This is a genomic window from Peribacillus sp. B65 (assembly GCF_058513295.1).
In genome coordinates, this window is sequence record NZ_CP195840.1 from 777,342 (window position 1) to 799,029 (window position 21,688).

At 36.9% G+C, this 21,688-nt stretch carries 21 protein-coding genes and 2 pseudogenes; 5 read left to right on the plus strand and 18 right to left on the minus strand.

Annotated elements, in window-relative coordinates; genetic code table 11:
• Positions 1-110: 110 nt before the first annotated feature.
• Positions 111-1,310 carry a hypothetical protein gene (locus ACSR9O_RS03940; RefSeq protein ID WP_491723955.1) on the minus strand — a complete coding sequence of 400 codons (1,200 nt, stop codon included), beginning with the start codon at positions 1,308-1,310 and terminating at the stop codon, positions 111-113.
• Positions 1,311-1,357: 47 nt separating this feature from the next.
• Entirely contained in the window at positions 1,358-1,903 is a 546-nt protein-coding gene (locus tag ACSR9O_RS03945) for a metal-dependent hydrolase (protein ID WP_491723956.1), read from the minus strand.
• Positions 1,904-2,071: 168 nt separating this feature from the next.
• On the opposite strand from ACSR9O_RS03945, the gene ACSR9O_RS03950 reads away from it, so the two are divergent.
• A complete protein-coding gene (locus ACSR9O_RS03950) occupies positions 2,072-2,407 on the plus strand; it encodes a YolD-like family protein (protein WP_491723957.1) in 336 nt (111 codons plus the stop codon).
• A gap of 150 nt (positions 2,408-2,557) precedes the next feature.
• Entirely contained in the window at positions 2,558-2,737 is a 180-nt protein-coding gene (locus ACSR9O_RS03955; protein ID WP_491723958.1) for a hypothetical protein, read from the plus strand.
• A 636-nt stretch (positions 2,738-3,373) separates the two neighbouring features.
• Here ACSR9O_RS03955 and ACSR9O_RS03960 read toward each other — a convergent pair.
• Positions 3,374-3,700, minus strand: coding sequence for a DUF5661 family protein (locus ACSR9O_RS03960; protein ID WP_491725440.1), 327 nt, complete (start codon positions 3,698-3,700; stop codon positions 3,374-3,376).
• Between the two features lie 15 nt (positions 3,701-3,715).
• Positions 3,716-4,285 (minus strand): annotated as a pseudogene (locus tag ACSR9O_RS03965) (cupin domain-containing protein); the annotation flags it as partial.
• A 491-nt stretch (positions 4,286-4,776) separates the two neighbouring features.
• Here ACSR9O_RS03965 and ACSR9O_RS03970 point away from each other — a divergent pair.
• Both ACSR9O_RS03970 and ACSR9O_RS03975 read left to right on the plus strand, forming a co-directional pair.
• Entirely contained in the window at positions 4,777-5,109 is a 333-nt protein-coding gene (locus ACSR9O_RS03970) for a helix-turn-helix domain-containing protein (RefSeq protein WP_491723959.1), read from the plus strand.
• 126 nt (positions 5,110-5,235) lie between these two features.
• Positions 5,236-5,601 (plus strand): hypothetical protein, encoded by a 366-nt coding sequence (locus ACSR9O_RS03975; RefSeq protein WP_491723960.1) that lies wholly within the window; start codon positions 5,236-5,238, stop codon positions 5,599-5,601.
• A gap of 89 nt (positions 5,602-5,690) precedes the next feature.
• On the opposite strand, the gene ACSR9O_RS03980 is transcribed toward ACSR9O_RS03975, so the two are convergent.
• The 5 genes from ACSR9O_RS03980 to ACSR9O_RS04000 form a co-directional block, all read right to left on the minus strand.
• A complete protein-coding gene (locus ACSR9O_RS03980) occupies positions 5,691-6,683 on the minus strand; it encodes a MerR family transcriptional regulator (RefSeq protein WP_491723961.1) in 993 nt (330 codons plus the stop codon).
• Between the two features lie 669 nt (positions 6,684-7,352).
• Positions 7,353-8,960 carry a recombinase family protein gene (locus ACSR9O_RS03985; protein WP_491723962.1) on the minus strand — a complete coding sequence of 536 codons (1,608 nt, stop codon included), beginning with the start codon at positions 8,958-8,960 and terminating at the stop codon, positions 7,353-7,355.
• Positions 8,961-8,980: 20 nt separating this feature from the next.
• Complete coding sequence (locus ACSR9O_RS03990; protein WP_491723963.1) at positions 8,981-10,462, minus strand: recombinase family protein; 1,482 nt, start codon at positions 10,460-10,462, stop codon at positions 8,981-8,983.
• Entirely contained in the window at positions 10,455-10,613 is a 159-nt protein-coding gene (locus ACSR9O_RS03995) for a hypothetical protein (protein ID WP_491723964.1), read from the minus strand. The genes ACSR9O_RS03990 and ACSR9O_RS03995 overlap by 8 nt, the downstream gene beginning before the upstream one ends.
• 98 nt (positions 10,614-10,711) lie before the next feature.
• Positions 10,712-10,936: a hypothetical protein gene (locus ACSR9O_RS04000; RefSeq protein ID WP_491723965.1), complete on the minus strand. Its 225-nt coding sequence runs from the start codon at positions 10,934-10,936 to the stop codon at positions 10,712-10,714.
• 110 nt (positions 10,937-11,046) lie between these two features.
• Here ACSR9O_RS04000 and ACSR9O_RS04005 point away from each other — a divergent pair, with 110 nt between their 5' ends.
• Positions 11,047-12,504, plus strand: coding sequence for a recombinase family protein (locus tag ACSR9O_RS04005; protein WP_491723966.1), 1,458 nt, complete (start codon positions 11,047-11,049; stop codon positions 12,502-12,504).
• A 119-nt stretch (positions 12,505-12,623) separates the two neighbouring features.
• Here ACSR9O_RS04005 and ACSR9O_RS04010 read toward each other — a convergent pair.
• The 9 genes and pseudogenes from ACSR9O_RS04010 to ACSR9O_RS04050 all read right to left on the minus strand — a co-directional run.
• A pseudogene (locus ACSR9O_RS04010) lies at positions 12,624-13,424 on the minus strand (SpoVR family protein); the annotation flags it as partial.
• A gap of 161 nt (positions 13,425-13,585) precedes the next feature.
• Positions 13,586-14,665, minus strand: coding sequence for a YkvI family membrane protein (locus ACSR9O_RS04015; RefSeq protein WP_101224314.1), 1,080 nt, complete (start codon positions 14,663-14,665; stop codon positions 13,586-13,588).
• 151 nt (positions 14,666-14,816) lie between these two features.
• The gene (menC, locus tag ACSR9O_RS04020; protein ID WP_260356802.1) at positions 14,817-15,929 is read right to left on the minus strand and encodes an o-succinylbenzoate synthase; all 1,113 of its coding nucleotides are present in this window, start codon (positions 15,927-15,929) and stop codon (positions 14,817-14,819) included.
• Between the two features lie 13 nt (positions 15,930-15,942).
• Complete coding sequence (locus ACSR9O_RS04025; RefSeq protein ID WP_101224316.1) at positions 15,943-16,737, minus strand: GNAT family N-acetyltransferase; 795 nt, start codon at positions 16,735-16,737, stop codon at positions 15,943-15,945.
• Complete coding sequence (locus tag ACSR9O_RS04030) at positions 16,730-17,878, minus strand: M20 peptidase aminoacylase family protein (RefSeq protein WP_260357941.1); 1,149 nt, start codon at positions 17,876-17,878, stop codon at positions 16,730-16,732. Before ACSR9O_RS04030 ends, ACSR9O_RS04025 begins: the two co-directional genes overlap by 8 nt.
• 69 nt (positions 17,879-17,947) lie before the next feature.
• The gene (locus ACSR9O_RS04035; RefSeq protein ID WP_101224317.1) at positions 17,948-18,790 is read right to left on the minus strand and encodes a MurR/RpiR family transcriptional regulator; all 843 of its coding nucleotides are present in this window, start codon (positions 18,788-18,790) and stop codon (positions 17,948-17,950) included.
• A gap of 409 nt (positions 18,791-19,199) precedes the next feature.
• Complete coding sequence (locus ACSR9O_RS04040) at positions 19,200-20,081, minus strand: radical SAM/SPASM domain-containing protein (protein WP_101224318.1); 882 nt, start codon at positions 20,079-20,081, stop codon at positions 19,200-19,202.
• A 238-nt stretch (positions 20,082-20,319) separates the two neighbouring features.
• On the minus strand, positions 20,320-20,640 hold the full coding sequence (locus ACSR9O_RS04045; protein WP_230177204.1) for a DUF3889 domain-containing protein: 321 nt from the start codon (positions 20,638-20,640) through the stop codon (positions 20,320-20,322).
• Positions 20,641-20,688: 48 nt separating this feature from the next.
• Complete coding sequence (locus ACSR9O_RS04050) at positions 20,689-21,657, minus strand: M14 family zinc carboxypeptidase (RefSeq protein WP_230177203.1); 969 nt, start codon at positions 21,655-21,657, stop codon at positions 20,689-20,691.
• Positions 21,658-21,688: the final 31 nt, after the last annotated feature.

Sequence of the window (21,688 nt, forward strand, 5' to 3'; positions counted from 1 at the left end):
TAATATGAGAAAGAGAGAAGAAAATGACGGAACAACAATATTAAGTTAAGTTGTCCTTTGAAATAGCGAAAATTCCCCACCTGTAATTAGTTGTTACTCTCTCTCATGTACTAACTTTTTTTTCTCGATCTCTCTTTTTTTATATCCATACAAACTTTAAAAAATAGTCTTTCTAGATGAATTTTTTCTTCGACATCTGTTACTAGTTCATTTAAGCGATTAAATGCTTTAATGATATGTAAACTGTTATCGATGAGTTGTTCTTCTTGTAAATTCTTAAACACCTGTTTTGTTTCAGGTGAATATTTAGTGCGGGATAGCTTAATTTTCTTAAAGATATCAAAAATCCTGTCCTCAGATAAATACGGGCTATGAGAAATAGCTAAAACTAACTCGACTATTCGATCTTTAAATTTATCTATATTTTTTAGTTGTTTTAGTTTATCCTTAACATTATTTACACTGCTATCATGCCTTATCGTAAATATTGGCTCCTCACCCTCAGGTATAGCACCAAATTCATTACCATCCTCATCTACCAAACGAAAACGGTACTCTAAGGAAAAAACCTTTTCTTTAATTTCATTATTTGTCAGGATTAAACCAACATATAAATTTCCAACGCCCACAATTTTTCTAGGGATCATTGCGTCGAACATAATGACAATCTCCGAATCACTTATATAAGCCTTATCTAATGAGTACCATTGATGAGTTGCCTGTGCATGATTATGTAATGCTAATAGTGTCAAATAAATGGCAAGATGATTGTCGTAGTTATTGTACCTAACCGATGTAACTCCCCTAATTAGCCATTCTTCATTCTCTTCGATTAGTCGATACTGGAATTCTTTCAGCGGCTGTGATTTACAAAGTTTCCGAGTAGTATCAACCAATAGCTGTTCTAAATCATTTACTAAGCAATAAGAAGAGAATTTTCCCATTTGAAATGCCATATCCAAATACTCATAAGTAAATCGATAGACGCCTTCTGCATTTAAAGAATCCTCAGTAAACAGCAAGACTAATTGGTTATTGGAAGAGACCTTATCTATAAAGACATTTTCTAGCTTTTCTTTAATATCTAACTTTCTGTTATCAATCTTTATAAATTGTTCGATTAATTCTTTACTCCCAAGTACACTGAGAAAGTTATTTAAATCCCCGTAATCCTCCAACGGAAATTCTTTTAGGATCTCATCATCTAGGTCTCGCTCTTGTTTAATCAGATACTTAAGGTCCGCTAATTTAGCTGGAGATTCAGAAATTTTTTTTCCGTTCAAAAAAGATTCATGCAGATGCTTCCCCAAATTCTCCCTCCTATCACTCACTTATTATATTAATCACCATCGCCATTCTAGCCGAGTGTCTGGGAGAAAAGACTCAAAAAGCCAGTTACTAATTCCGAAACAGATTGAATAAATGGAGTCAGCATTTTATCGTCTAAAATAAAAAATAAGGAAATCAGGATTGCAACATAATATATTACCGTTTCAACTTTTCCTGAAGTTTTATATGTTAGAGGAGATTTTCTACGCACATTATCAATTGGGGAAAATAAAGGTACGCCAGAAACAGAAAAGTAATCGCCCAATATATGAAAGAAATAACCAAGACTAATACCTAGTGTGAATGGATTAGGTACTAACAATAATAAGAAAAGTAAAAGACAAATCCACATACATAGCGAATGGGTAATTCCTCTGTGACCAAACTTTCTTTTTATGATTACCGCTAAACCAAACGAACGCCTTCCAATAAAAGAATTAGGTTCATCTATGTCTGGCAATAAACTTCCCAAAGACACACCCGCTAAAAAACCAATTGTAAATGGATAAGAAACAGTTGAAACCAATGCTGCACTTAGTGCAATTGATGTAGCCAGGTGCGTTTTATACATCATAAATGAACACCCACTTTTTATAATGAAGAAGCATGTCTATTTAACATAATTGATATGCATGATTTTGATGATTCATACCAATGATTCGTTCTAACTTGTATCACCAACTTAAAAAGCCATTCACAAGGAACGTACGTTCGTTTATAATCAAAATAAGGAGTGATTTAGATGACCATTCGAGACAGAGGAAATATTAAATGGACCAGTCTGATGCTACCTGAACATATAAAAATGTTACGGCAATATTTTGGCGAGGAATACTACGATGAACCTGAACCCGTGTTGGATGAACAACACCTGGAGGAGATGAATGATTTAATTGCTGCTTCGATGGAGTTTACTTTTCCGATTTCTTTTACGCTATACCAGAATAATCGGCTGAGTAGCGTAGAAGGATTGGTACATTATGTGGATCAAATGAACAGACATATACGCGTGATTGATGTGGACGAACAAATACATAGAATACCCTTTTCAACTATTAAAGGTGTGAAAAAGATTTAAATTAAAGTTTGTAAAATAATTAACTTTAATACAGTAATTTTGCTTGGAAAGATAAAAAGATAAAGAGCATAAGAATAAACATAATCAAGAAATTTGGATATATAATACTTCTAATCAAAGCATCCTCAACAAAAGGAGATAGAAACAACTATGAAAAAGGTGCATACTTTTAGCTTGTATATCTTTGGTATTCTGTTGCTTTTGTTGCTTTTGTTGCTTTTGTTAAATCTTTTGGAAATTAAAAAATTAGATGAGGGAATTTACCTTCAAGGCATAGAAGGAAAACTTTTTGACATTAATGAAGGAATACGAGAGATAACTACTGATTAAAAGCATAATTTCCCCAGCACCCTAGAAGAAATATTATCAGCGACAATGTGAGGACTAATCAACTTGGTTAGTCCTTATTTTTTTCATTTGGTGAGTAAATTTTGCTCATCACATACCAGCTGGCGCACATAGTACTTCGCACTTAATTAGCGGAATATTGCGAACACAAAGAGGTTTTATGATGAATAAAATGAGTTCCCAAGGAAACCAATGTGCATGGAGGTGACCATGTGACAAAGTTGCGAATCATTTTAACAATTCCGTACTTGTTATTTGCAATTTTCTTATTCGTGAGAGGAGACATTCCAAGTTACTGCCTTCTTGTAATAGGGTTCTACGCAATGTTTGGTTCCTTCCTTTTGGACTTTTTGGATAAAAAAAAGAAAAAATGAGTCCTGGGTATACCCTGTTTCAGGGTATACCTCACCATTTGACCGCCACCTTAAGATGGGATATTGGCTCCACCCTCATAATGTGGGCACTATATTTCCACATTAAACTGCCCCGATAGTAGCATAAAGAAAAAGCTGCCTAAAAGACAGCTCCGATCTTAAGCTAACGAACCCGTTGGCTTAAATAAAATATTTCACAAACTCGCTTAAAAAAATGAGTTGTACTTATCATTTAGGCATTCTATTAAGCCATGTTCCAATAGGCTTTTGCTTCTTCTTCAAGCACCTTAAGTCTTTTGTAGTAATCAGGAAACTCGTGAAGATGAGCTAGGGCAATTTTCCCCGTTATAATAGGATCATCACCAGTTACATTTGTTTGGCTGGATACTTTTCCATGTTCAAGCTCGGTATTTACTCCCATCCAAAACTCATCTAAATTAAACTTGCTTTTATTAAAATCAATGCCTAAAAGTAAAGCGACCGCTGCTGCTTCCTCTTTAGAAAAGCTAGTTTTTACAATGTTATTAGTTTGAATCCTATTTGGATACTTTGTTGGACGAGAATAGTGCATTTCACAGTCAGAATGTTGTTCTGCATCCAAAGCATCTGCTTTAGTTACATGAACCGTGCCAAATGGATGTTGTGGAGGTGCGTATATAGAATAAATTTTCAACGGGAAATTACCTGTATTGGTTACATTATGCCATGTTCCAGCAGGTATCATAATGGCAGAATCATCATAAACATTACGTACAAAGTTTAAATTATCTTTTCTTTTGCCCATTTGAACAATCCCTTGACCTTGTTCAATGCGTAAAAATTGGTCAACGTTAGGGTGCATTTCTAAACCGATATCTTCCCCAGCTTTAAGACTCATCAATGTAACTTGAAAATGATTTCCTGTCCATAATGCGGTACGGAAGTTATTGTTTTGTTTTGTAGCTTCATTAATATTGATTACAAATGGTTCCCGCCCATAATCTTTTAATCCGATTTCATTTCTTCCAATTGATGATTGAAAAAAATCCAATCGGTTAGCAACATCATGTGTAGTACAGTATTTGGGCTGTATTATATTGTTATTTATTGGTTCATTAAAATAATAAGGATTTGGATATTGATATTGGTGGGGATACGAAAAAGGAGCATCGTACATTTTTCTCAACGCCTTCAAAGATTTTTTAAATTATCCTATTCACTATGTTAAAGAAATGTTCTAATACTCAGGGTTACTCAATTAAAGGAATTGATTAGCCGTTAACATTTGCTCAATCTAATGGAACAATTCAAATAAGGAGATTCCCTTCTTCAACTAACCTACCCAGCTAAAGATCAGTTCCTGTGATTTGTCTGTTAGTTGAGTATAATGAAGCATAGTAATTTCTATCTCCTTTAATGAACTAATCTCATGTTAGAAAAAAGTATTCAATAATGCAGCAGTTATATTGCAATTTCTAATTAAGATCAATCCTTCTTCTTTAACCAAGATATTTCTCAATGATAGCAAGATTATTTTGTTATTAAAAAAGCTTTTTTTAATACATAAAGGTATTTTGTCCCACCATTCCGAATAAGTAAATAAGTTATAGGACGTCCCTTGATGAACAAAGAATCTTAGATAAGTGCTAATTGTGATGGAGGTTGAAAATGATGCTGGAACATTTAGGTCAACAAATTCGGCAATTAAGAGTACGAAATGGAAAAGGATTAAATGAATTTGCAAAAGAACTTCATGTGTCAGCAGGATATTTGAGCAATTTAGAAACAGGAAAATCCGACACCATTAAATTAGATATTCTAGAGAAAATTCAAGAAGAGCTAAAAGTATTGCCAATCGATTCAACGTCTTCCTTTTCCCAACGTATGAAGCGTATTGAACAACATATTACAGAACTTGAAAAAAGAGATCCATTATATGCTGAGTTTCTACTCCAAAATATTGAGAATAGCATAGAGTGGTTTAAAGAGCGGACTAAATAACTTACTAAACAGTATATGTATAGTTTTACCATTTATTCATATTAGTAAACAACCGTTTATTAATATGAATAAATGGTTATTTTTTTGGTTAAACTTATTTTAACAACAATTAAGGAGGCTTGACCTATGAAAAGGATGTCAGTAAAAGAAATGTTGGAAAAGCTTCAAGATAAGCACATTTTAACACTGAAAAGAAAGCTTCAACGGTATAAAAAAGAAGGTACCTTATTTTTTAAGGGGACTATTCATGATATGGATTGGAATAAGCCAATGGAGCTTTATTATGCAATGTCTCCAGGTACTATCAAATACCGTAATGCCTTTCCAGTTCCATCATCACACTATTGGAGATTAGTAAACCATCAAAATCCATGGCAACTATTGAGTTCATATTATCATGATTATTATAAAACTAAAAAAATCCCAAAGAAATGGGCTGGAACTCTGTATATCTACAAAGGAGAGAAATATATGTGGTTTTATATAAAGTAGATAGGACAAACTTATCGGCTAAGCTAATTTAAAACTTCAATTAAAGAAGGTTATCAATATAGAAAAATCAATGGTAACAACACCATCGTTTAAAAATCATTCGGTACCGTCTTAGACGTATTTCCAAACTCTAAATTTGAAATAGTATTCGATGGATCGATTTCTTTACCCTCACCTTTTGGATTATCCTTACCTTCAATTAAATCTATAAATTTTCGTATGCCTTCCTTCATCATTACCTTTGGATACTTATGCTTAATTTTCTTTTCTTTATCAAAGGGACAATAGGTTGAGCCATCCTCCCTAATATGAATTTTTTTAACCCAATTTTCCTCAACAAGCTCTTCATAATATTCCATGATTTCTTGTTGATAATCAGCTATCTCATCAGCACTTAGGTCTTTTAAACAATAATTCTTAAAGTCTTCAAAACTAATTTCATATTTTTTATCTCTTCTCCCGATTTCTCTTGTTCTTCCACCCTCATTGATTTCAGCGTTATCATCTTCATCATTTTTTGGCCTAATATTTGAAATGCTTTCAGGTTTCATGCTTTCCTTCATTTCACTGATTGCAGCACGCATCTCTTCTCTAATAGTTACCTTCACACTTTCTTTCACTTCATTGAACTGTTGTTTTAAATTTCGGATTTGCTTGTCATTATCTTTTGCTTTAGCATCCTCCTCCTCTATTCTAGAAAGTACAATATTAATCTGTTTCTTTAACTCCCCTATTTCCTTCTCATGATTATAATATTTGTCCTCACTTGTTCGTGTATCTTTCGTTGTTTTATTTATGTTATTTCCAGTTGATACATCAACATCCTTTTCAATATCACCTAGTGGAACTATGCCATTATGCAGTCGATAATTATCTATATACTGAACAATGCCTGGATTATAATTTGTAATAAAGTCCAGAAGATCACCTTCTTCAATTCTCCAACCTTCTTTTCTATTCTCTGTCCGCTGCGCAAGAATTTTCCCTTCGCGTATCCACCTGGTGACCATCTTAATTGAATCGGTTACATAATGGTCATTTAATATTTTCAAAGCTTCATGAACATTAAAATATCGACCCACTCTTTTCTCCCCCCGTCATCACTCAGTAAATTTATATGAGGACGATTAGGTCAAATATGCAATACATCAGTATTTTTCAATTTTTAAAGTTACATTAACTCTGTAAAATCATTTATGTAAATTCATTAACGTAACATCACACTTTTAATGTTACCTGTGTAATCTAATGTACTTTATCTAACAGTCACAATTTGTGTTCCAATGTAACAAAGATATATTTACCCAAATAAAATTACTGATGTAAAATTACTATTGTAACTTTACCTATTTACCGAGAAATAAACATCATTTATCTTTATTTGCCGAGAAATATAAGACAGGATTATATTTAATAATTCAAAATATTACAAAGTTCTACAAATACACTAGATACAGCAACAGCTCGTCCAATCTAGAAACATATTTCTCGAGGGACAAGTACAAATAGGATCCTATTTGTACTTGTCCCTCGAGCTATTTATTAAGCTTGTCCAATCTACCGAGAAATTCCTAACATTTATAAGGAAAACTAAAATTAAATAAAGAAATAAAACGTAAAATAACATAAAGTAATAGAAAGTTTTTTTACTGGTTAATTTATATTTTTGCTAAATTGTAGATTTTTAGAGTATCTAAAAAAAGAAATTAAAAGGAGTACATAAAAAAAGAGCCCACATAGGCTCATTTTTTTTATTCATTTTTACAGTGAAAAGTTTGAGGAGGCATCAAATGAAAAGTTAGCATTACTTTATTTTCTTGGTAACTACATTCTTTTACCATACAAAGCACTAACGTTCTTAAAAAAAGAGGGTCTTCTTCTTCGATGATGTTTAGACTTGTTTTAAATAGTGAAGAGAGGCGTTCTGTATGCTTCAACATTTCATGAAGTTCAGCTAAAAAACGCCTTTCACCGTTTATATTTATTTTCAGTTTGTTAATGGATTCTTCTGCTCTTTTCTTTGAAATTAAAAAGGCAAGATCTTTAACTTCTTCAGATTCTTTCAAATACACATGCTCAGCTTTAGCCACTCGATTTACCTTAAGCAGCTTATGAAGAAACTCTTCTTCCATTTCTAATTTACTTTCCCACTCCGAGACTCGAATGGATTTGGTCTCATACTCTTTCGTGAAACGCTGAAATAATTCGGTGACGACCTTTTCTAATGGCAGTGGAAGGGTTTTATAAAAAGAACGGAACAAATCGTGTAATTTATCCGCATTCACTTTTTGACCGCAAGGACACTTATAATAACGATATCCATACGTTTTGTTTTTTGTTCGTTGATCCACTCCCCTCATCAGCTTTCCACAACTACATGAAAGGATGCCTTGAAAAGAGTAGGAAGTGTGAAGGTAATATGGATTATCATTCTTAGAATCTTGGTACTTTTTCCAACAGGCTAACCATTGCTCTTTGGATATAGGCGGAGTATCTTTAAACCAATCACACGGCATCCAATTCCATTCTTCTATGGGGTTAAAACTATGGCTCCCTGATTTACGATGGTACACCAAATGTCCCGTATAAAATGGATTTGAAATAATATAGCGTACCTTTTTATATGTCCATTTTTCGCTTGGTCTGTCCTTTTTAAGTTTATTTGCAATTTTACTGAAAGTTCCTCCGCCTTGATAAGAATCAAATATTTCTTTTACTACTTTTAATTTGTCTAGATCAGGATTGATTCCTATTACCTTATTAAGATCCTTTTTAGCCTTAGCCTTTTTAGCCTTATCGTCCTCTGGTTTTTCCTCTGGTTTTTTCTTAATGGATGTATATCCATAGGGGATAGCTCCACCCGTGAAACGTCCTTTAGATCTTAGGTTCTCCAAGGTATCTCTTGTCCTTGTTGAATTGTTATCAGACTCTAACTTGCTGAGACCATCTTCAATTAGGTGTTTAATTAATTCCTGCGTTTCCGACTTCTTATACAATTCTCCCTTTGAGGCTATGATTACGGGTAAACCAAGCTCGTCAAAGAGTTTTCTTAATTCAAAATGTTCCTTTGTTTGACGTGAGAGCCTGTCTCCATCGGAAACAATAATGCCATCAATTTCTTTCCTTTTTGCCATTTGGAGTAATTTTTGAAACTCAGGACGTTGTTTTTTGGAATAAGCAGAGCCCGTCTCTGGAAAAGATTTAAAATCACTTAGATTCATCCCGTGTTTATTTAGATAATTATTAATTACCTGATTCTGTCTTTTTTCCAGGTCTTGATCTTCTGTGGATACACGTTTATATACAGCTAATTTTCTACCCTTTAAAAAATCTTCTTCGGTAATTTTTTTCTTCTCCACAAGATTCCTCCTGCCTGATTTTAATTAACGATGAAATCTTTATATTCAAAGACGGTCTCTTCATCTGAATATATAATCTCATCAAGAGTTCCCAGTAAAGTTTCCTGATGTTTATACAGTAATGTCTCAAGGCTCAATTCTTCAATGAAGCGGAAGTTCTTAAATTCTGAAATGGCGGTTTTGAGCTGATATATACTTGTCTGTATACTCAGTAACTTCTTATGTGTTGTTTTGTATTGATCGACTAAATCTGCAACCTTATTATTATCTTCAAAATCATCAAGGTTGTTTTTCACTTGTTCATGAATCTCTTGCTCAAAATGAAGAAGAACTTTTTTAAGCTCTTTTTCCTTCTTTAAAGGGTTATCTAAAAAACGGACTTCAATGAGTCTTTTTATAGAATCAAAACGAGTATGTGCCATTTCTTTTAAATCACTAATTAATATTTCCATTACAAACTGGTCGAACTTTTTAATGGGAATGCTTCTCCCACATGTGATACAGCGATAATAAGAATTCTTCTTTGTGAAAAATATCTTACTCTCCTCATCGTCTTCTTTTAAGGGCTGACAATAAGAACACCTTATCTTATTAACTAACAGTGCTTGATAAGGATCTTTTTCTTCGTCATCTATTTTAGGATCAGTTAAGCGGAGCTTCCAATTAGCTTCTTCCCATGAATCCTCTTCAATGATTCTCCAATTCTCATCATAATAATCAAATGTCTTCCCACCAACTTTTTGTATGAGCCATCCTTTATGAATTATACGAGGAATCCATTTTCTTAAATCACTGGTGGTTACGTTAGCTAAATCATTGTTTTTCTCCTTCATCTCGATCAGGATGTTTTTTAATTTTTTTTCTCTACTCCAATGAATGTTAAATTGTTCATACATTTGCTTAACGATTGTAGCTTCATCCCTTTTGACAATTTGCTTTTCATTAACTTCTGTATCCGAATTTGCGTACATTATCTTTTCATCCGCGCTCAAATTTTTCCATAATGTATAACCAAATGTAGGAGAGCCTGCCACCTTAACCCCTATGCTAGCGAGGTATTGCTTTGCTTCCGTCTGACGGCGGTAAATATTCTCCCCCTCTTGCTGAGCTAATCCTGCCAAAATGACTTCTACAAACTCCCCAATATGCCCCTGAATAATTGGTGGTTCGTTATCCGCAGCAAAATGGATTTCAACATTAGCTGCTTGAAGACGATTCAAAATCGTTAAATACTGTTCCACATTTCGTGCTAATCGATCTCGTTTGTAGACAATTAAACGGGATATATTGCCCTCTTTCGCATCAAAAAGTAATCGTTGTAAAACGGGTCTTGCCTCTATGCCAGTTATCCTAGCCGATTTATCCCCCTCATCAAAGTATTCATGCACAAGCCACCCTTTCGCTTGTGCATACTTTAAGCATTCCGCTTTTTGGACATCGGTAGAGTTTTTTTGTTTATCTTTATCTAGGGATTGACGAGAATAAATGACTGTCTTAGTCACCTTCTAAACCTCCTCTTTTTAATTCATCGCGTATCTCCCTTTCCGCAAAATTAACGATTATGTTCATCCATTCTTTTTCAACCAAAGGGTTGTACACAATTTGAACGGCTCCGAATTCCAACGGTTCCTGTTTCTTTTTCTTTCGTCCCATTATAATCACCTTCCTTTTGTTAGTATGTACCAACAAAAGAAAATCATTCATTTATATGAACATTTGTTCATATAAATGAATAAAATATCTTTTTTATCTCATTCTAATAAAGGCAAAGAACCTTTAGAGTGGATAGTAATCTCCAGCTTTTGGTCGGGGTCCATCTCTTGGAGTAGGTGGCCATAGGCAGAAATCCATATTTTTTCTTCCCATTTTACTAATCTTTTTGTTAAGCTTTCCTGCTCGATTAAAGGTAGTTCATGTAATTGGCAAAAGGATTGATCATTCCAATAAAAAACGACTCTCGGTTTTTCCTGCGTCATTCATTCATCCCCCTTTGTACACTTTATGCGTTAAGGAGAATTGGATAACACAGATTTCATAAGAAAAGAAATGCACTCATATAATGGACAAACAGAATGGGGGAATCGCAATGTTTAGTCAATCTGATGACTCTGATTTACGAGATATTGCAATTTACACTAGGGTTTCAACTGATGAACAGGCACGAGAAGGACTCTCTCTGGATGAACAAAAAAATCGCTTGGAATCTTACTTTTACGCAATGGGTTGGAATCATTCCTTGCGATATTTTATAGATGAGGGATTTTCAGCTAAAAACATCAAAAGACCTCAATTGCAGGCCTTGATTGAAGCTGTCAAGGATGATCAAATCTCAAAGGTAATCGTAACCAAATTGGATAGGTTCAGCCGAAAACTTCAGGATCTATTGATTCTAATTGAGTTATTTCAATCTCACGGCGTTTCCTTTATCTCCATTAGTGAGAGTTTCGATACTAATACACCATCTGGTCGGCTGACCCTTCAAGTTTTAGGCGCCGTAGCCGAGTTCGAAAGAGAAAGGATCCGTGAACGAGTAATCGATAATATGTTTCATGCAGCAAAGAAAGGACAATGGCTTACTCAGCCTCCATTCGGCTATAAACTAGTGGATAAAGAATTAGTAATTGATGAAAGCGAAGCGAAGGTTGTGCGGCGCATTTTCAGCTTATACTTAGATGATAATTTAGGATTTTATGCAATTGCTAAACTTCTTAACGAAGAGGGCGTTCCATCAAGTACAGGCAAGGAATGGTGGAATCGAACAATTAAACTCATGTTGACCAATCCCGCCTATAAAGGAACTACCGTCTGGAATCGTAAAAACGGGAGTAGCCCCAAAAGAACAGAAAATGACGTTGAAAAGTGGATTATTCAAGAGAATACACATATCTCCATTATCGATCCAGACATATGGGAAAGAGTACAGATCAAATCACAAGAACGTTCTTTACCAAGTCGTTCTCAAAGAAGTTCATATTTGTTAAGTGGTTTACTCAAATGTGGAATATGTGGTGGGGGCATGAGCCATGATCGTGCAGGGTCAAAAAACAGCAAATATGGTGTTTACCGATGCTCAGCTAACAAAAACAAAGGGACTTGTTCGGGAAAAGTATATCGAGCAAAAGAACTTGAACAATTTTTCAAGGAAAGCTTATACAACTTATCTAAGGACTTTACTCTACAATTTGTTCCAGACGTAAAACCTTCCAAAGATACAGTTACCTCTACATCATTACAGCAAAAAATATACATAGCCAAAAAGCGCTATCACCGAAAGGTTGAAGCCTACACCGCAGGTCTTATTGAACTTAATGATTTAGAAATGGAAAAGAAAAAGTTAGATGATCTATTAGGTGTCATAGAGAAGACAAAAGTACAAGAAATGAATCCAGGTCAGGTTGCTGAAGAAATGAAGGCTAAATTGAAAACATTAGTTGACGCGCTGGAACAATTGCCTGTTGTGGAAACTAAGTTGCTTCTTAAAGAGATTATTGATCGGATTGTTGTGAAGAGTGCTGAGGAGATCGAGATATATCTAATTAATTGAAAAGTAAAAAATTCAATTTAACTTCTTATACACGCTAATCTAATTGTGATGAATTAAATAAAAAAACACCATTAATGGTGTTTTTTTAATTTTTTCATTATGTATTAACCGCTTAATTGGAACGAAGCCCAGCCTTCGTTCATGATTTTCGTTTCCAGCTGCGGCCAGAAATACAGCATCTCTTCCCTGATCATCGTCATGATATCCCGTTGCCAATCGGTTAAATCCCTGCTGTACTGTTCTATGAAAAGCATAATATCCTTTTCAGGCCTTGGCGGGAATTTTTTTCTTTTTTTAATGTTGGATTTCTTCGGTTTATCTTTATTATCAAGGTCCCATAAATCATCATATTGTGTGGCTGTCGGTTTTATTTCCTCTTCTTCTTCCTCATCCTCCATCGTCCAGGCAAGCTTTGGTCTCATCAGCGACGGATCGATATGTTCTTCAATGGCTAAAAGTGCATCAAGGAAGGTTTCCACTTCCTTTTTGCCATGCAGGATTTCATATTCACGGATTCTTTCTGCAGTTGCCGACATACTTTCTACCATATCTCTCTTAGTATTATTGAAACGTATATTATTCTTAAAGAAATCACAATGCGCCAAAACGTGGGCAACAATCAATTTATTTTGTACAAGTGAATTGGAGTCCAGCAGAAAAGCGTAACAAGGATCAGAGTTAATGACCAGTTCATAGATCTTACTTAATCCAAAGTCGTACTGCAGCTTCATTTTATGAAATTGCTTCCCAAAGCTCCAATGAGAAAAACGGGTAGGCATCCCATAGGCACCAAATGTATAAATGATTTCTGAAGGGCAAATTTCATAACGCATCGGGTAAAAATCCAACCCGAACCCTGTTGCTATTTCGGTAATTTCACTAATGGCATATTCCAGAGCCTTTTGCTCCGCTTCATTCATCCGACATCCCCCTTGTCTTTCGCCTTTAAACTAATGTATGAAAAAAAGGAGGAAAAATGCCGTGATCATGAGAAAGGTCCTCGATAACAGAAAAAAACACCTCCATATAGAAGATGCCAGGCCAAAAGTTTCGTGCAGTTCTGCACTTAATCCCTTTGAAATTAAAATTTCGCGAATTCCGTATTCACAGCCTCTTTTTTCGTTCTTGAACGGATCCAGGAAATGATGAGCGCTGCAATGATGACAAAACCTAAGTATCCTGTGACAGGGTATACCGTCCCAACCAATTTAATAAAGCCAACGAAACTTGCAAGGAAAGCGAGGATGCCGACTATAATCACGGATATTTTAAAGCGTTTCGTTTCGGCAGGCACCAACCTGGCGGTGAACGCATACAGCATCCCGACAGCGGTATTATAAATCATTCCTAAAAGGATGATTGATAGGATATATCCCAACCATGGAGAAATCTGATTCGCTAAATGAAGGGTAGGCATTCCTGAGCCTTCTATGCCCTTCAAGTCGGACATCATCCCCAAATTGATCAAGAATAGCAGGATCCCTAAACCGATCCCTCCTAGAATTCCTCCCATACCAGCCTCTTTCTTATTCTTGAAGGTCCCTCCCATTACGGCTAGCATGGCTATTCCGGCAGTCATATTATATGAAACATAAAGTAATGAACCCATCATCCAATTCCCGGTTGCAGCCGTTCCTTTACTTGAAGATGAAATGATTTGATTGAAACTTAGATCGGATGTAAAAAATGAATAACCTGAAATAATGATCATGATAACAAATAAAAACGGTGTGACGGCACTAATGATGGACATTATTTTATTAACATTAAGTAAAAGCGTACCAATCGTGAGCACCGTCATGACGATTGCACCGACAATGCTTGGAATCCCGAATTGTTCCTCAAAAATCGTTCCGGAACCGGCAATCATGATGACTGTAACGCCAAACAAGAAAAATGTGATGATAATATCGACCACCCTGCCTATATAGCGGCCACAAATATGATCGATGATGCTTTTATGGGAGCGTGTTTGGAGAGTGCTCCCCAGCTGGGTAACTTGCATGCCTAAAAACGCGAATAAAGCTGTCGCCACCACAATTCCCAATACACTGTAGATTCCAAAACTCGTGAAGAACTGTAATACTTCTTGTCCTGAAGCGAAACCTGCTCCAATGATGATTCCAATATATGCTCCTGCAAGATTTATACTATTTTTCATATCAAATACCACCTTAATTATATGATTATTCTGACAATTTAAGTTAAAAGAAATATCTTCCCCTTCATCATGATCCTGTTCTTTAATAGCCTCCCAGCTTCAAGTTAACGGGCAGATGTCCATGAAGCCGGGAGTTCTTTTATTCTTACTCTTATTTATTAGGATATCTTTTACTATAGGAAGTGAATTCATCGATCGCAGCATAATCGACTTCATAGCCAATGCCTGCCGCCTTTGGGACGGTTATGACACCATCTTCCACTGTAACCTCTGGTTGGATGATGTCTTTATGCCAATAATTCGCGGATGCTGCCGTATCACCAGGCATCGTGAAGTTATCAAGTGTTGTCAAAGCGATATTATGAGCACGCCCGACACCAGATTCCAACATGCCTCCACACCAAACCGGTACATTCCTTTCTTTACATAATTCATGTATTTTCATTGCTTCCGTTAAACCGCCAACCCTGCCGATCTTAATATTAATGATTTTACAGCTTCCCAATTCAAGGGCTTTTCTTGCATCTTCGACGGAATGTATACTTTCATCCAAGCAAATCGGTGTTTTGATTTCCGCTTGTAATGTGGCATGATCGACAATATCATCTGATGACAAGGGCTGCTCGATCATCATTAAATCAAATTGATCAAGTTGTTTCAGTAATTCGATGTCTTTCAGCCGGTAAGCGGAGTTTGCATCTGCCATGATCGGAACATTGGGATAACGATTGCGTACTTCCCTGATTACATCTACATCCCATCCTGGTTGTATTTTCATTTTGATTCTTTTATACCCATCCCTCAATCCAGCTTCTATCTTCTTCAGTAATTCAGGTACCGTTTTTTGGATGCCGATGCTGATTCCAACATCGATTTTTTCCAGTTTTCCGCCTAAAGCCATACTTAATGGAATATTCTTTTCTTTCGCATATAAATCCCAGATGGCTCCCTCGATTGCCGATTTTGCCATATTATTTTTACGAATATGCGAGAACATATCCGATACATCACGAGGATGCTCTATTTCTTTATCCAATACAAGCGGAATCAGGAAATCCTCCAGCATGGTCCAATTGGTTTTTATGGTTTCTTCGTTATACCAAGGTGCTGAAAACGCCACAGATTCAGCCCAGCCCGAAAGCCCTTCTCCATTTTTCACTTCCACAAGAATGAACTCCTTATCCACAAACGTTCCAAAGCTTGTTGTAAAGGGAGCTACCAAATCCATATTTAAATGACGTAAACGCACTTCTGTTATTTTCATCCCGAATCCCCTCTTATTCTTTTATTTTTAATAAATAGTTTTGAATGTTTTTACCTTTTTCCCGTTCGATCCCGGCTGCAACATATCCTTTGGCAAAAAAGGCTTTGAATAATTCACCGGTTTTTAACCGCCAATCAATCGCAAGGCGAAGATCAGCTTTTTTGATTTGTTGAATATCTGTCGGAATGGGTATGGCGATCACCTCGGCATTGGTTTCGAAATGATAATCCTTGATGTAAGGAAAGCCTTGGTCATTCATTGCTGTCGTTACGAGGTGTATGGCTTCATCAGGAAGCGGAGTCTCTTCCTTTGCTTCCTGCCGTATATTCCATTCCACCATGAATCGATCAGTGGACAGTCCTTCATTGAGGGTATCCTTCATATTTCCATAACAATCTTCCATATATGTAGAGCAAACAGCTTTTAGCTTACCGATATTCAAGTTTGCATTCACACTTTCCAATGGATCATACGTCCATGTGATCAAGTCGTAGCCTTTTTTTAGTGCTTCTTCTTTTTGTGCAAGTTTAAGTAATCTGCCGTAGCCCTTCTTTTGATGGTCCGGATGGATGGCTAACATATGTGAACAAAGATATACCCTTCCGTCTTTGAATCCCGGGAAACTATATTGAAACCCGACTAACTGGCCATTGATATAGCCGCCTAAAACAAGCCCGCCGTTTTTGACTGCCGTAATCGTCTGATGGATGGGAACGCAATCCATACCCCATACGAGGGCTTCCAGTCGCTGCACTTCTTGTAAATCCTCTAATGTGGAAAGGGATTTAACAATTAATTCATCAGTCATGTAAGTGGCCCCCATCCCCATATTTCTCGAAAGTCAGTATGATGGCTTTGGCCAGGATTTCAATTCCCGATAACAAAGCATCTTTGTTGAAAGTCATGTTCGGATGATGGAGCCCTGGTGCCAAATCACAGCCCAATCCAAGCATCGTCGCTTTGAGTTCAGGTCTTTTCAACGTATAAAAATGAAAATCCTCTCCCCCGGTTGTAATGACAGGAGCTACCAGATTTTTTTCCCCGAGTGTATCGGCTATCGCTTCAGACATTATTTCCTGGGCTTGATCGTTCACGGTTGCTGCAGCAACACAGGTTCCCGGTTCGAGTTTCATTTCGACACCATGGACAATGGCCAAAGATTCTGCAACCTTTTCCACCTTTTTGGTGAGCTCTTCCATCACTGCATTATCCTGTGCCCTTAAATCCAAGGAAAAAGTGGCTCTCCCCGGGATGATATTGGAACTTTCGCCGCCAGCAAAAAACTGTGTCATTTTTACGGAATAAGGGATGGACGGATTGAGATGGATACCATTTAACAAAGTGATGAATGCCGCTCCTATCTCGATGGCATTTTGCCCTTGATGCGGTCTGGCTCCATGCGCATCAGTTCCCGCTATTTCACCTTTAATGAACTGAGCGGCTCCATGCACAATGGCTGGCGCCGCTTGCCCATCCTTCACTTCCTCAACCGGCCTTAAGTGCACTCCATAAAGGAAATTGACATCATCCAATACCTTTTCTTCAATCATCTTCAAGGCGCCCGTACCTTTTTCTTCGGCAGGTTGAAAAATGAACTTCAGCTTCCCTCTAGGATGAAAGTCCATTTCCCTCAATACCAGTAATACTCCAAGTGCCAAGGTCATATGACCATCGTGTCCACACGAATGATTGGCTTGAAACGTGCCATGCACCTCCTGCCAAAGTGCATCGATATCCGATCGTAACCCGACCGTAAAATTCCCATCCCCGATTTCCCCAATCACTCCTGTACAGTCCTCGAATGTTTTCACCGTACACTGATTCTCCGTTAAAATATTTGAAATGAAAGCTGTCGTATTCACTTCATTCCAACTCGTTTCAGGATTTGCGTGTAAATGGTCAAAAATATCGAGTATACGCGGCCTTAATTTTTCGATAGATTGTGTGATATCCATTTCTGTCTCCCCCTTGTATCCCGGTTTAATCGGCTTGTTCCCCAAACTGGTGGAAGTTTTACCTCAAAAGAAATAATCGTCTTGATTGAAAGCATCATATATAGCTTTTCTTTCTTTGAAACCCTGTTCGTCCTTAATCGATACACCAGCTACTAAACTATTCAATAATGAGAATAAAACCGGTGCGGTATCGATCGTGGAAGTCCTTGGTGTTGAAATGGGCAGTAAAATGTCAGTGTATTCAGCAATCGGAGCCAGTTCGGAATCCGTAACCCCAATTACAAATGCACCCGCTTTTTTGGCCATTTCCGTTATTTTCACAGTCTCTTTAACATAGCGGTGAAATGAAATGGCCACAAAAACGGAATTTTCAGTCATTTTATTCAACAGTAAAAATATATCATCAGTATCAGGGCGATATAAATGAACCTCTTCCCTAACAAGCCTAAGCGTAAAGGTTAACCAATGTGCTGCCGAAAATGATAAACGGTGTCCGGATATTAAAACATTGTCAGCTGCCGCCAATTTATCGACTGTTTTGGAGAAATCTTCATTTGATAAATTTTTCATTGTCTTTTCGATGCTGATGATATCCTGCCCCATCACTTGAGCCATGAAGTTTGGCTGACTCGCGGCTTCAAGTTTTGAAGAATGATACTCATTCAAACTGCTGCTCTCGTATATCAACTGATTGCGAATAAGCTTTTGAAGCTCAGCATATCCACTTAACCCTAATGAATAGCAAAAGCGGATGATGGTCGTTTCACTCACCCCAATATCCTTTCCGAGCTTTTGAGCTGAAGTGACTGCAAATGTATGTGAATGCACCAACAAGTATTTTGCTACCTTTTTTTGACCAGTAGATAAACCAGGGAATACTTCTTTAACTTTTTGCTGTAAATCCATAAAACATCCCCTCTGAAACAAGATATGAATCCAAAACTTTTTATATGACAATATGAAGTTTTCGCTTCAACAATAATAGAGAGTATTTTATCACAGGACTTTTAATAGAACAATAATATTCTGAATTTTTAATAAAAAAGAAGGAAATGCTTCAAGCACAAAAAAACCACGGAGATGGACTCCGTGGTCTCAGTTTGGCGGCAAAATGGGGTTCAGAGTCCGAATAGTGAGGTGAAGGTCGAATACGGTGTGGTTTAGGTCGATAAACTTCGTCAACGGCCCAAGACAGTCGGCGGAAAGGGAGCGGATTTCTGAAATCAACTGAAATAAAAAACTGTAGGCAAACTAAGTTTTCATCGAGTTTGTCTACAGTCTGAAACCACGAAATGTACCGGTGGTTTTCCTTCATTTATTTTTTATGACGCTTTGCATAGCCACATCGTTTGCATAATTCTTCAACTGCACATCTTCTTGAAAAACCATCATACATATTTTTCGCCCGTTCGCCATTTAAAATGTCTTCAAGTGATGTTTCGAATATATTTCCCAGCGGTATTTTGCCTTCACTATCCAAGCAACAAGGTACGACTGTACCATCCACCAAGATACCTAATTGATCTCTAAGGGCATAGCAGAAAATATTTTCATCGATAATGTCACGGTCCAATTCCGGCCACTCGAATTTTTCGGCCATGTTTATATAAACCCTGTCCCTCAACTTTATATTATTCTTTTGCTGAAGAGCTTCACTTAAGCGAATGTCCAATGAAAGCTTCTCCTCCAGCATGCTCAGAATATCATCGTTCAGGCCATTACTCGCTTTTAATTCATCCGTATCCATATTCCATAAACGAATGGCACAAATCACTTCGCTTTTTTCATTTGCTTCATTTATAAAATCGGCAATATTACTGACATAAGAGTCAAGACTATTGCTCGTATCGTTTGCCTCAAAGCTATGAAGTGAAATATTCACCTGCCGAAGGGCTTTTTTGGAGAGCAGCTTGTCTTTGACCTTTTGAATCAAGGTACCGTTCGTTGTAATATTAACTTTCAGGTCATTTTCAGCACTGATATCCAGGAATGTACCCAAATTTTTATTTAAAAACGGTTCACCCATCAGATGAAAATAAATATGATCGGTGTGTGGTTTGATTTTCTTGATAACATCCGTAAACCCTTCAGGATCCATGAATTTCAGGGTCCTTTGCAAGCTGGAGCTTGGACAAAAATTACACTTCAAATTACATATATTCGTAATTTCCACATAAACTTTCTTAAACTTTCTCATTTTCTAATACCCCTACAATCAAGCTTATTGTTTCATTCTGATACTAACTATACTTGTTAGCTGCTCCTAAATGCAATGAAAACTTCATGGAAGCTGAACGGCTGCCATCATTCCCCACTGGCAGCTAATCCGAAATCCACCATTTCCCGGACAACCTTTAAACAAAATCAGAAAAAAACATCTTCTCGAGGTGAAGATGTCTGTAATGCATCCCTTAAGTTTTCCGGTTGTTCCGATCTCACTTTCCTTTTTGTTCTGTGACCTTCAAACTAAGTAATTTTTCATTTTTCAAATCATGTTGTACAGTCACGATGACATTGAACTTCTGACCTTTATTCTCGACCAAAAACCTGAAATCGTCTTCGACTAAATTTTTCGCTACTGTTTTTCTGCCCTTATATTCGTAATCGGTAATCTCAACTTCAGGATAATCTGCCTGAACTATTGTAATCGCAATCTTTCCGTATTTTTCGTAATCGGGTTTTTGGGCTTGTGCTGAAATGGCCCCTGCTTGCATAATCAAAAAAATCCCCATTAGCATCACGATGACTTTTTTCAAAATCTTTCCTCCTCATACTTTCCGGTTAGTATTATTATGTAAAATTGTTCAGTTGTTATGCAGCTGCTTTGCTTCTTTTACAAGCATGATTCCAACTAATCGATTCCTCTCCCACTCCTCAGGAAACACAGTCAATGGCGGATTGGTTTCATCCACTAAATAACTAAGTTCAATCGTCATTCCCGGGCGGCGGAATTCAGTTATGAACCAATCCGTATATCCGCTTCCTACCGCTTCTTTGTCCGGAAAGGTCAGTTCATATCCAGTCAATTCGGCAGCCTTTTTTGCAATCCCATAATCCCTCGCCATATTTTTCCGTTTATTATTGTAATGCCAAAAGATTTCCCTTCCTGAGGTATGATAGGAAACGGCAATAAGGGGATCGATCTTTTTCGTGAAATCCGTAAGCGCTATAGCTTCAGCTGCTTCAAGTGGTTGTCGGCCCTTATAAAATTGATACGTCGGTTTTGTTTCATGACTCATGACTTCTTTCCATCCAGCCGGATACTGCCTATTTAAATCAATGCCATTAGCGTTGGCTTTCCACCGGGACCAATTCCTGCTATATCGATTCATTTTCCATACCGCAGCCTTTTCAAGAACATTTAAGTTGGATAAATCTCCTTGCTGGATGCTGACGCCATCTGGATTCAGCATCGGGATGAACCAGATGCTCACTTCATCCAATGATTCCGTCCGATATTCTCCAACAGGTTTGCCCGCTCGATATGCGGCTGCATATTCTTCAAGCATGCGCATTAAAAGTTTGGAGCTGAGCCATTCCCGACCATGATGTGATCCCACCAGCAAAATCGATCTTTTTCCTTTTCCTAACCTAACTGCCTTTATATTTTTTCCCTTTTCAGTTTGTCCGATAATTTGAACGTCCAATTCATACTGCTTTTGAATTCCCTGCAGATCCATTTCCATCTGTTCAGGGGAATACACTTTTGCCGCCAGCGATGGTTCAGGGAAAAAAAGAAGCACCAGTATTCCAATTACCATTATTTTTCTCATGTACTCACCTTTTATTTTTATTCAGGTAAAA